At 57.0% G+C, this 11002-nt stretch carries 12 protein-coding genes; 6 read left to right on the forward strand and 6 right to left on the reverse strand.

The annotated features are described in order from the left end of the window. Positions 1 to 385: plasmid mobilization relaxosome protein MobC (locus J0I64_RS20090; protein WP_291411605.1), on the reverse strand; the 385-nt coding region annotated here is incomplete at its 3' end. A gap of 426 nt (positions 386 to 811) precedes the next feature. Here J0I64_RS20090 and J0I64_RS20095 point away from each other — a divergent pair. From J0I64_RS20095 to J0I64_RS20110, 4 genes are all read left to right on the forward strand, one after another. Next, a complete protein-coding gene (locus tag J0I64_RS20095; protein WP_291411607.1) occupies positions 812 to 1522 on the forward strand; it encodes a ParA family protein in 711 nt (236 codons plus the stop codon). Positions 1523 to 1533: 11 nt separating this feature from the next. Beyond that, a complete protein-coding gene (locus tag J0I64_RS20100; RefSeq protein ID WP_291411609.1) occupies positions 1534 to 1899 on the forward strand; it encodes a hypothetical protein in 366 nt (121 codons plus the stop codon). Positions 1900 to 1904: 5 nt separating this feature from the next. After that, complete coding sequence (locus J0I64_RS20105; protein ID WP_291411611.1) at positions 1905 to 2306, forward strand: hypothetical protein; 402 nt, start codon at positions 1905 to 1907, stop codon at positions 2304 to 2306. A 123-nt stretch (positions 2307 to 2429) separates the two neighbouring features. After that, positions 2430 to 3143, forward strand: a complete 714-nt coding sequence (locus J0I64_RS20110) for a helix-turn-helix domain-containing protein (RefSeq protein WP_291411613.1) — start codon at positions 2430 to 2432, stop codon at positions 3141 to 3143. A 68-nt stretch (positions 3144 to 3211) separates the two neighbouring features. Here J0I64_RS20110 and J0I64_RS20115 read toward each other — a convergent pair whose 3' ends face one another. Beyond that, on the reverse strand, positions 3212 to 3544 hold the full coding sequence (locus tag J0I64_RS20115) for a DUF736 family protein (RefSeq protein ID WP_291411616.1): 333 nt from the start codon (positions 3542 to 3544) through the stop codon (positions 3212 to 3214). 374 nt (positions 3545 to 3918) lie between these two features. Continuing rightward, a complete protein-coding gene (gene repC, locus J0I64_RS20120; protein ID WP_291411618.1) occupies positions 3919 to 5187 on the reverse strand; it encodes a plasmid replication protein RepC in 1269 nt (422 codons plus the stop codon). A gap of 448 nt (positions 5188 to 5635) precedes the next feature. On the opposite strand from repC, the gene J0I64_RS20125 reads away from it, so the two are divergent. Further along, on the forward strand, positions 5636 to 6058 hold the full coding sequence (locus tag J0I64_RS20125) for a thermonuclease family protein (protein ID WP_291411620.1): 423 nt from the start codon (positions 5636 to 5638) through the stop codon (positions 6056 to 6058). 415 nt (positions 6059 to 6473) lie between these two features. Here J0I64_RS20125 and J0I64_RS20130 read toward each other — a convergent pair whose 3' ends face one another. From J0I64_RS20130 to J0I64_RS20140, 3 genes are read right to left on the reverse strand one after another with little or no spacing between them, the layout of a single operon-like run. Beyond that, positions 6474 to 8219 (reverse strand): chloride channel protein, encoded by a 1746-nt coding sequence (locus J0I64_RS20130; protein WP_291411622.1) that lies wholly within the window; start codon positions 8217 to 8219, stop codon positions 6474 to 6476. Between the two features lie 24 nt (positions 8220 to 8243). After that, on the reverse strand, positions 8244 to 9686 hold the full coding sequence (locus J0I64_RS20135) for a bifunctional metallophosphatase/5'-nucleotidase (protein WP_291411624.1): 1443 nt from the start codon (positions 9684 to 9686) through the stop codon (positions 8244 to 8246). A 23-nt stretch (positions 9687 to 9709) separates the two neighbouring features. Further along, on the reverse strand, positions 9710 to 10363 hold the full coding sequence (locus J0I64_RS20140; protein ID WP_291411626.1) for a L,D-transpeptidase: 654 nt from the start codon (positions 10361 to 10363) through the stop codon (positions 9710 to 9712). A 154-nt stretch (positions 10364 to 10517) separates the two neighbouring features. Here J0I64_RS20140 and J0I64_RS20145 point away from each other — a divergent pair. Next, on the forward strand, positions 10518 to 11002 hold a 485-nt coding region (locus J0I64_RS20145), incomplete at its 3' end, for a redoxin domain-containing protein (protein ID WP_291411628.1).

Raw genomic sequence — 11002 nt, forward strand, 5'->3', positions numbered from 1 at the left:
TGCGCGACAGCAGCAGGTAGATGGGAATGATGAGCACCTGGCTCGGGATCAGCATGACCGACACGAACGTGGCGTTGATCGCCCGCGCGATCTGATTGAGGTTCACACCAACCGCGCGAAATTCCTCCGCCAAAGCTGCGAAAACCAATCTGTCCTCGTAGGACAGGAAGGGTTTTACCCCTGCCCCCTCCAGGCTTAGGGACCGGATAAAGCTCGAAATGGTCAAGTCTGCTGCTTCTGCCGCTGCCTCGATCTGCTGCAATTCGTTACCGCTAACGCGCACCCGCACCACTTCCGACTTGGATTTCTCGCTGGTCGGGTAGCTCAGGACGCCGGCCGTTGCGGTTGCATCCGTCTCACGGGGAGTTCCTTTGCGTCGGACCATTTACTGCTCTGCCTTGCCTACAACGGCCCGCCAGCGGGCCAAATCGAGGGCAGGTCCCTCGATCGTTGGCAGGTTGTACCACAAACATGCGTATCCTGCCAAAACAAACCTACACCTAATGCTTTCAAACTCCTCTAAGGCGCGCTGTCAAAAGCACATCGCCAGACGTCATAAGGAGGGGGGCCAAAGACGCACTGGTGTGAACCTAAAGCCTTCGTGGTTTTCTGGTGACCTGGTTCGATACAACCTGGTTAAATGCAAAGCACCAATTCACCAGAAAACCAGACATGCAGATTTACCCAACTGGTTAAATGGGTTTATCATGATCACCATGTTCGCAGACCTGCAGGATTTGGATCTACCAGGTCACCATTCGATCAAAGGGTGTTGCGAGCGGCTTTGTGCGGCACTACGCGAGGAAGAGCGATGGCGAAGGTAATTTCGTTTGTCAGTGGCAAGGGCGGGGTCGGGAAAACCCTCGGCGCGATCCTGACCTCTGGCGAATACGCGCTTCGAGAGAACCAGGTGCTCGTCATTGATGCCGACCCGACACAGCGGTTCTCTGACTGGTTTTCCGAGTCCGTGCGCCGAGGCAATGGTCCAGAATTTATCACAGTCACAACGGCGTTGACCAAAGCTGCGGTTGCCCGTGAGGTACAACTCGCTCACGCCAAATTCGACTATGTGATTATCGACGCCCCAGGCACCGAGGGCGCCGTGAACCAAGAAGTGCTGCGCCAATCCGATATTGTAGCGACCCCGGTCAAAATTGGCCGCGATGAAGTCAAGGCTATGGCGACTGTTGCGGCAGAAGTGGCTCAGGTGAGCGACGAACTTGGACTAGAAATCCCTCACGTCACCTATGTCACCGAGCTGGCAGAAGTCCAAAAGTCGCTGTCGGCCTATGCCACCCTGCACAACTTTATCGTCAAACTCCAGGGAGACGGCTACTCGACACGGATTCTGAAAACCGAACTCTATTCGCGCAACATCTACAAGGAACTGCGAAACGGTTTAGGTCCGCTTCAAATCATCGACCCCAATCCGACGATCAAGAAAGCCCGACTTGAGGTCCAAAGGTTCGTCAAAGAATTCGACGAAATCCTTGCGGTCGACAAAATCACGATCAGTGCCTAAAGGAGCCCCAAATGGCAGGTAAAGACGAACTGCTCGATAGTGTTCCCACCATGCGCCGCAGGCCGGCCACCAGCACGCGCCCTCGAGGACATCCGGCGTCTCCCCCCAGCGAGGCGGCGCAGTCGCCCGAACCCACTGTTGACGCTGTCATCCCAGAGGCCCGTCCGAGGAGAACCGACGCCGCGCCAAACATAAAGAAAGGTTCGCTGTTTGATCTGAAGGCTGCTGAACGCCCGAACTCAAAAGGGGCGGTCAATCTCCTCCTAGCGCCTGAGTTGAAGGCACGGCTGGATGCCGCCAATTATGCGTCAAAAGTGCCACGCGTTCAGATCGTCATTGCCGCGCTCGATGAGTATCTCGAAAAGAATGGCTTTTAGCCGTTATGAAATCGGGACGCATATTTTTCACCGGGCTTGCTGTCGGGCTTTTGATGGGTGTCTTCCTGTCTCCCATCATGACCAGCTCGAATTTCGCCGGCGGGGCCCTCGCACTAGCAGTCAACGGGATGGCTGCGCAAATGGCGCCAAGGCCGCCGGTAACTACCTGGCCCACCGGCCCGGAAGCCCTGGCCGCCCTCTTTGAGCTTTCCGACTGGCCTGAATCCAAGGCCGGCGACTCGTCGAGCATTAGCGTTGACGACTGCCTGTCGAATGGCGGCGACTTTGTATGCAAAATGACTTTGCACCTGTCATGGGTGGAAACGCCGCACATTGTGGAAGCCACTCTGAGAAAATCATTGGATCGTTGGTCCATGCTCGGCTTGAAGGAAATTAAGTCAACGTGAGTCAGACGCTCCGGCCGTCTCTACAGCGCTATTTGGTTAGCGCGTTCCGGCCTTCGCGAGGCCAACCTGTCAGCAGGGCGTTTTTTGCACGATTCAGCAAAGAATCTGGGTCACAATGGCCAAATGCTGAGCTTTGGCCTATTGGGCTTTGGCAGCCTAAAATTCAGAAGAACCAGAAGACTTACGCCCCATGATGATGACGTTTTGCTGGACATTGATGTGAAAGAGATTGAGCGGCACATCAAATTGCTCGGCTTGATCCCCGTGTTGGACGAGGAATCGGGCAAGACGATCTATCGTCGTAAGACCAGTCTCCCTGTCCCGTCTCCTGAAGAACTCGAAAACAGAATTTCGGACCACCTCGCTGCAACACGCGAGAACGCCAACATCACCAAAGAGGAAATGGCGGAACTGTTGGGACTATCCCAACAATTCTACGGCCGCGCCGAACGACGCGAAGCCCATTTGCGAGTGACCCGGCTGATCCTCATGATTGAGATTCTCGGTCCGGAGATGTTCGACGTTCTGGCCGAAGTTGCACCGCAAATTTTTGGGACGGATGAGGCCGAAGCAAAAGCCCGCGGCAAGCTGGTCAGCACTGTCATGAGGCTGCCCGCCAAGAACGTGCACGAGATCCTGACCTATGTTTCGCTGATCGCTGACCTCGTCCAGCGTGAACGAGACGAGGCCGACCATGCCGTTGTTCGCGATGTCAAAGAGATGATGGACAAGAATGGTTTGACCAGTGAGGACGTGAAAGGACTGATCCTCGCTGAAAAGGCTAAACGTGGTCCTCCTAAACCTCGCAAGCTCAAGGCTTCGGAAACCGATAACTGAAGCGGCCGTGTCTGCAAGGTCGCAACAATTAGGTTGGCCCGGGCGCCAAGCGCCAGGGCCGGGTCACATTAGTCCTGCGGGTCCCAGGGGATGATCGCCTGCACCAACTCGTCGTCCTGGCCGGGAAAGCGACCCAGATTGGCGTTGAGCTTTAGGCCTTTGATGCTGAGGGTGTAGTAGGGTTTCTTGTCGTTGCTGAGCTTCTTCCAGATGCCGCCAACTTCGATGTCGAGGCCGCGTGGTGATTTGGCGAAAACCCTGTGCGTCGGGGCTTTGGGGTTATCGGAGATGAATGGCACAACCTTGATATCGAGATCACGATCGAGGGTGGACACGAGGCCAGTGCCGGTGGCTTTGGTGAATTCGTCGGTGTCGAACTTGATGTAGTTGGTGATGGTCATTTTCGCTCTCCTATTGGGCGGTTGCAATGTCGCCGTTAACGCAGGGCGGATAAGGCAAAAAGCGCTCGACGGAGCGAAGCGGAGAAGCCCAAAAGGGCTCTAAAATTGTTGCGCGAGGAAGCCTCAGGCGGGGAATTTTAAGGCCTGCCGGGCTCGATTTTTGACGACGCCCTGCGAACAAGTTCAAATTGCAGATGCCCCCTTCCGAGAGCGAAATCTCACCGCCTCATCCAGCTCGGACGACTTCTCTAGCCACAACCTAGTCTGAACCAAATAAGGTATCATTATCAAGGCGAATTCCTGCCCCGGATTCCTCTAAGCAACGATTGGTCGCCATTTCCAGAACTCTGGCCTGGAGTTTTAGGCTGTGAAGTTCAAGAATCCGGAACCTTACGCGCTACCTCCAATCGCATTTTGGCGCGGGCATAAATCGATTTTTCTAGGTGCAAGTTGCCGTTCTTAGCGCGTTCAATCAGCGCCCGCATGAATCCACCGGCAGATTTGATTTCGCCCGCCTCTCGGCGCTCAATGATAAGTGCCGCGGCCATAGCCGCTCCGGTTTGCCCCAATACGCTGGCCGCATGATCGCGCGCATCGGCAGATATGCCCACCAGCACGCACAGGAGCGGGTATTTGTCGATTAGGGCGGGCCAACTCGTCGGGGCTGCACCCAGCCACGACTTCAAGGCCGGGCAGGCCGCCGTCAAGGTCTCTATCTGCATTGCACGGCCGGGCTCGGGCCGCGTTCTAAGGCTGGATTTTGCCTCGCCCCTTCTTTCATCCCAAGCCCTGCGAGCGAAGCTCGCTCCATTCAGGATAACTGGTCCGGCGTTGGCCGGACGCCATGCCTCTTCACTACAAGATACTAATTGGTTGAGATTTGTAGTCTGTATGTGGTCACGAGTTTCGAGCGTCCTGCTCATGATTTTACCCGATGCCAGGCTGTCTTCACGACCCTTGTTAAGGCCATACGCCCTCTCGGCAAGCCAACGACAAAGGCGCGCTGCTCGACCAATCCGGGCTGCCGTCGATTTCTTGCTCACATTGGCTAAGATGATGTTGAACCGGCGCTTCAGCGTCGCAAGGATACGGCAAGCTAAGTCTTCGACGCTGCTCAGCACCAGGTGCAACTGCCGGACGGCGCCGCGGTACTCGCTCCAGGCAGCCTCCCTTGCGTTGCGGTCGCTACGCGCCTTTGCGACCAGGGCACTAAGTTCCCTATAACGCGCAACTAGCACGCGAAGGTCGATGCCAGAGACAGCGGCCACATTCCCCGCATCGTCGCGGCGCGCGAACCGCTTATAGTTTCCGCTGTCCCGCATCGCGATTAACCCAGCATCAAATAGCCGGGACAGCAGCGCTCCCGTGTGATTGGGCGTCTTTCCGATCTCGAAGCCAAGTGTGGCGTTTGACTTGAAGACGATCGGCAAGCCGCCCGCCTCAAACTGTGGGCTAGGCGCGCTGTGGACCAGAGTAACGAGCAACATGGCTTCGGTCGAGTTGACCAAACCCGTCTGTGGCAGGTCCTTTGCCAGCACTTGTAACTGCGATCGGGTAACGGCACCCAGTTCGGCCTCCTCCGCCATTTTCCGGTAATGAGCCCGGGCGTCGGTCTGTCGACGTCCTCTTGAATATGTCGTCACCACTGCTCTCCAACAGTTGTGACCAGGGCGCGCGAAATCCCTCGCCGAAATGACGCCGAACTCTTGACGGAGAAATGGGGAGGGTCTAAAAATGAACTACCACATTCGAGTTTTTAGACGATCTCCCCGCTTCGGTTCATTCCGAGGCGGTTTCGTTTTTGCCGGCTGGTCAGCTCCAAATTTTGACTACGGGATATGAAAACCCATCGCTGTCCGTGAGGATTCGCGTTTGTTGAAATTACATGCAAACGGGCAAATCGCAACATTTTCGCGTTAGTACTACCCAAATTGGGTTTCATAAGAGCGCGATAAAAAGGGGAATGAGGCAAAATCTGGTGCATTCTGGCTAGCGCGGCGGACCGGGTCACTTTGCGATACCGATTTCAGAATGTTCTAGTTTAGTGGGTCAAGCTCGTGAAAAGCGCCGGAGTTATGGTAGGCACACTTTATGATCAGCACCCGAGTCATCGCCGCCATCGCACTGCTCGCCGCTACCCTTGGGATTTGGCCCGCCCATGCACAGGAATGGAACCTCCGCATCTCGATGTGCGGGCGAGATCGGATTACATGCGTCGTTGATGGAGATACGATCTGGTTGCAGGGCGTCAACCTTCGGCTTGAGAGCTATGACACCCCAGAGCCGTACAACGACATTTGCGGCGGCCAAGCCGAGATTACTTTAGCGAAGCGGGCCAGTGCCCGACTGCTTCAGTTGTTGAACGGCAATACCTTCACTGTCGAGACTGGCGGCAAGGATCGATACGACCGCGTGCTCGCCAAGATCCGTATCGGTGGGACGGATGTTGGCGACATCCTCATTGCCGAAGGGCTGGCGCGAAGGTGGCCCAACGGCGAGGAGTTCTGGTGCTAGTCAGCGACCAATGGCTGGCAATGGCTTATGTGGCTCAGCCGGAGGCAGCCTTTTCTAGGGCACCTCCCGGTTAGGAGGACTAATCAAAAAGGTGCCACGGAAGCCAACAGAATGGCCGGCTTAAACGCCTTGACTGCCCTAATGAACTTTTTACGGCACTGACCAGCGGCGCCATGAGGGTGGCAAGCCGCCTGTCCGCTTTCAGGGTCGCCTCTGGAAAAAGCAGACGTTGTTAGTACGACAAAGTTGGGGCCTGCAGCAGACTGGCAGGTTTTAGGAGCTAAACGGGATAGCTGTCGTTCAATCGGAAGGGACTCCGGTCTGCCATCGACCCCATATCAGCCGTGGCATCGACATCTTGCTGCCGAACAGCGGACTTGTCCGAGCCCACTGTCTCCTGCCAAATGCTGGCCATTCAGCTCGTCAAATCCTTCCAGCCCTGATCGAGGGCCGCTGAATAGCGCCGGAGCAGATAGGCCTCGGTCAAAAGCCCTATGACCTTTCTGCTGGTAATGTTTTCCACGACGGCAAGCTCTTCACTGCCTTCCCGCTCAAACATGGCAGCCGCATCACTGGCATTGATGCCCGCTAGCAGGAAGCGGTCCTTATGCCGCAACAGGGGTTCGATCGTTTCCAGCGGCTCCTCGCCTTCCCAAGGTTGATACGCTTCTGCGACAAGAACAATACCCTCATAAGCGCCATTGCTGTCCATCGCCACCACGCGTTCCGTCGATCCCAGCGGAAAACGCTGGCGAAACTCCGACAATGACGTTTCCTTCTCTATGGTCGTTATGTCCCGGCGCATAATTGCGCCGACCGTGAGGCTGCGAATTCTGCCTATATCATACGGCGCACGAATGCTCTCGCCACGTAGATGCAAGCGCCAGGTGGAGAATGAGAAGCCAAACATTTCCCGGACCAAGACGCCAGAAATCGCAGACGCGACCATTACGGCACCAGAGATTGCAAGATCGTTGGTCGTTTCCAGGATCAGGAAAGTCAGGGTGAGGGGGCCGCCAACCACCCCGGTGGCCACTGCCGCCATTCCGACTACGGCCGCCAATCCCACATCCACCTGCATACCGAAAAGGGATGCGCCCATTGCGCTGATCTTCCCGATCAACGCGCCTAAAAATAGCGACGCGAAAAACAGGCCGCCGCGAAAGCCGGCGCCCAAAGATATTGCTGATGCCATCGACTTCAAGACCAGGAGACCGACGAGCGCGAAGAGCCCAAAGGACTGAATGAATTGAAGATGCAGAGCACCGTGGCCGGAGGAGAGCACTTGCGGCGTGATCAGGCCCAATCCGCCAACAGCAAGTCCCCCTATTGCCGGCCTTAACCAGATCGGCAACCTGCTTGCCACAAGGGCGCGTTCCACCAAGCCCACGAAACGCATCAGCATCACGGCAAAGCTTCCGCCAATGAGACCTAAGGCAACGAACGCCACGATGTCGGACGGGCCGACGGCGGCGATGGCCCCCAGTTCAATATGGGTCTGGACAGCACCGAGTTGCACGGCCAGCAGGTTTCCGGCCAAGGCGGCTCCGACCACCGGGGCGAGAAGACCAATGGAGTATATCCCAACGATGAGTTCGAATGCATAAAAGGCGCCTGTTAGCGGTGCGCCGAATGCGGCGGCGATGGCACCAGCGGCACCGCAGCCGACCAACATACGCACCTCGTTCCGACGCAGATGAAATCTTGTAGCGAGCCAGGAACCAGCAGCGCTTGCCAACTGGGTATATCCGGCCTCGAGTCCCACGGACGCGCCGAAACTGCTCGAAATCACTGTCTGCGACGTGATGACTGCACTCTCCCGCATAGACATTCGGCCACCGTGCAGAGCGTTAGCCTCGATGGGATCGACCGGTTGGCGCTTCCTGTACTTGCGATTGAGCACAATGGTGGCTCCCATTAGTATCCCGCCTACAGCGGGAACCATAGCCAACAGCGGGTGCCCCAACGCGGCCTGTTCGCTCAGCCGCGCCCCAGCTCCAAGTCCGAACAGGGCGTGATGTAGAACTTGGGTTAGATTACTGACGCCCGTAACGACCAGTCCGCCGAGTGCGCCGACAACCGAACCCAGCACGAACAAGAGCGTGCTCCGCAGGTGGCCGAAACGCCCCGCGAGTTTGGGTAGCCGGAAGAAGCCGCGCATAGCAATATCGTTCCATTGGGAGCGTCAAACGGCGACGAAGCGGCCGGTTCCAGCAATATCGTTTAGCACGTCTTTGCGAAGATAGGAGGCCATGGCATCGATCGCCGACATCTCCAGATTGGCACGGTCAACGCCAAATTTGGCTGGCACCCCCTGCTCGGTGACGTAGGCGACCCTGTATCGCTTTTTTGCATCGAGCACCTCCTGACCGGCATGGATATCTACCACGCGATGTCCTGGCGGGTTTTCGATGCGCCCAAACACCGTGAGGCCCCGGAAGCGCTTCACATAGCCGCCCATCTGGCCAAAGGGATCAGCGGAAAACGTGCGCTCGAGATTGTCTTCGACCATCTCCCATATTTCTGCGCCGGTCAGTTCCACGGTCGAAACTGCAGGATTGGTGGGAATGATGTTCCACAAGTCGTTTTGCGATATTGGGCCGGGCGGAATGGGCGCGCCGTAGCGCCAGCCGTTAGAGAAGCCGATTGCGGTTCCGGCCACGTCACAGATCGCAGCCAAGAGAAAGTCATCCATCGGTGCGTCCATGCTGGTCGCCCGGTGCAAGGGCTTGGCGGTGGAGCCGACGATCTCGCTCAGCATTGCCCGATGCGGCGCCATCGCGCGCTCGACGAGCTCGGCAATGTCGGCATGCTCCGGTATCGTTTCGTCGATCGGGATGAGCTGGTGCTCGACCAAATCGATGCGCCCATCATCAATGCTCACGGTCATCTTACCGATGAAAGATCCGTGGCAGCCCGATTGCATGATCAGAGTCTGACCAACCCGGGCGGGATGAGACAGCCGGTTGTGCGTATGGCCGCTGACGATGATGTCGATCCCAGCGACCGACTCCGCCAGCAGGCAATCCTGGGGGAACCCTTGATGCGACAGGACAACAACGATGTCGGCTGCATCTTTCTTGGCCTGCTCGATCGCAGAGGGCAACTCACTTATTCCAGACGTAAACTGCAGGCCGCCGGCAAAGCGTGGTGGCATGGACTTGTCGATTATGGTGGCCGTGAGCCCGATTACAGCCACGCGTATCCCTCCGCGCTCAAAAATCATCTGAGCTGAGAAAGGTCGTTCGCCCGTGGAGGGGTCAGTGCAATTCGCGGCGAGCATGGGGTAGTTTAGCTTTGACGCAAGGGACTTCAGATGCCCGGGGCCCCACGCGAAATCCCAATGTGCGGTCATGGCGTCGATTCCCAACGCATTGAGCATTGGGATCAGCGCCTCGCCCTTTGACTGCACGGCAGGAAACGTACCGTGAAATGTATCGCCGTTGTCGAGGAAGACGAGCCCACCAGCAGTTTCCTGCCGTAAACCGGCCACGACGCTTGCAATCCGGGCAAGTCCACCCATTGTTGGAAACTGTGGGCCACCGGGCGACCAGATGATCTCGGCATGTGGTTCAAGATAGCCATGCAGATCATTCATCTGCACAACAGTGAGGAGACGCTTGCTCATGGTCTTTGTCTCCATTCTCTGTCCTAAAGCACTACGACGTTAGCGCCCTGCGGCACGCGGCCGTAAAGATCGATCACGTCCTGGTTCATCAAGCGGATGCAACCCGAAGACACCGCCGTGCCGATCGTCTCCGGCTGCGTGGTACCGTGGATGCGGAAAAGCGTGTCTTTGCCATCTTTAAACAAGTAGAGCGCGCGCGGACCCAACGGGTTTTCGGCGCCGCCTTCCATGCCGCCAGCCCACTGAGCGTAACGATCCGGCTCTCGCTTGATCATGTCCTGCGTGGGTGTCCAGCGCGGCCATTCCCGCTTCAGGGCAATGTTCGCGGTGCCCTTGAACTCAAGGCCCTCCTTGCCCACACCCACGCCGTATCGAAGGGCCTTGCCGTTTTCTTGCACCAGATAGAGGAAACGGTTGGTCGTATCGACCACTACGGTACCTGGCCGTTCGGTCGTGGGAAAATCCACGATCTGTCGCAGGTATTGCGGGTCCACCTTGGCAACGTCGATCGGAGCCACGGGAAATTTCTCGTCGAGCGGTGCGGCATATCGCATGGCATCGACGGGATTGATCAACGGTGCGGCAGTTTGCTGGATCGGCGCGGTCGTTGCACAGGCGGCCAGTAGCGAAGCAGTCGAAGCGACAAGCGCAAAGTCTCGAATGCGAAGAAGAATCATTTTTTTTGACCGCAGAGTTGAAGAGTTCCACCGCATCGGCAGGGCCCACCTTAAGGCAGGCTTAAACGTCGGCACCTCTTTCAGGGTTTCCTCGGCTTGACACCACATTATATTAGACTATGCTAATTTATGGAATAACAAAAAGGGTGATGCCATGAATCAGGAATTGAGGTCGGCTTCCATACGGATCGGAAGCACAGCTCCAAAGTTCGAAGCTCGCTCCACGATGGGCGTGCGGAAGCTGTCAGATTATCGAGGGCGGTGGCTTGTGCTGTTTTCCCATCCAGCCGATTTCACGCCCGTCTGCACCTCGGAAATCCTGGCTTTTGCCCGGCTCCATGGCAAGTTTCTGGCACTGAACTGTGATCTTCTTGGACTGTCAGTGGATAGCTTGTTCGCCCACATGGGATGGATCGGCGCCATGGAAGGTACATTCGGCGTCACGATACCATTCCCCTTGTTGGAAGATCCATCCATGGCCATCGCCAGGGCTTATGGCATGCTGGACCCAGATGCAGCCGACAGCGCCACTGTGCGCATGACCCTGATCATCGACCCTGACGGGATAGTCCGGATGACCTCGACCTATCCTATGACAACCGGCCGCAGCGTGCATGAGGTGCTGCGGACGGTGCAGGC

This window comes from Devosia sp., from assembly GCF_017307565.1.
In the GTDB taxonomy this organism is placed as follows: Bacteria; Pseudomonadota; Alphaproteobacteria; order Rhizobiales; family Devosiaceae; genus Devosia.

Excerpts from the sequence above, each read along its gene's own strand:
- J0I64_RS20095 (WP_291411607.1), top strand. The coding sequence starts at position 812 with ATGGCGAAGGTAATTTCGTTTGTCAGTGGCAAGGGCGGGGTCGGGAAA.
- J0I64_RS20100 (WP_291411609.1), top strand. The coding sequence starts at position 1,534 with ATGGCAGGTAAAGACGAACTGCTCGATAGTGTTCCCACCATGCGCCGC.
- J0I64_RS20105 (WP_291411611.1), top strand. The coding sequence starts at position 1,905 with ATGAAATCGGGACGCATATTTTTCACCGGGCTTGCTGTCGGGCTTTTG.
- J0I64_RS20110 (WP_291411613.1), top strand. The coding sequence starts at position 2,430 with ATGCTGAGCTTTGGCCTATTGGGCTTTGGCAGCCTAAAATTCAGAAGA.
- J0I64_RS20115 (WP_291411616.1), bottom strand. The coding sequence starts at position 3,544 with ATGACCATCACCAACTACATCAAGTTCGACACCGACGAATTCACCAAA.
- J0I64_RS20125 (WP_291411620.1), top strand. The coding sequence starts at position 5,636 with ATGATCAGCACCCGAGTCATCGCCGCCATCGCACTGCTCGCCGCTACC.
- J0I64_RS20130 (WP_291411622.1), bottom strand. The coding sequence starts at position 8,219 with ATGCGCGGCTTCTTCCGGCTACCCAAACTCGCGGGGCGTTTCGGCCAC.
- J0I64_RS20135 (WP_291411624.1), bottom strand. The coding sequence starts at position 9,686 with ATGAGCAAGCGTCTCCTCACTGTTGTGCAGATGAATGATCTGCATGGC.
- J0I64_RS20140 (WP_291411626.1), bottom strand. The coding sequence starts at position 10,363 with ATGATTCTTCTTCGCATTCGAGACTTTGCGCTTGTCGCTTCGACTGCT.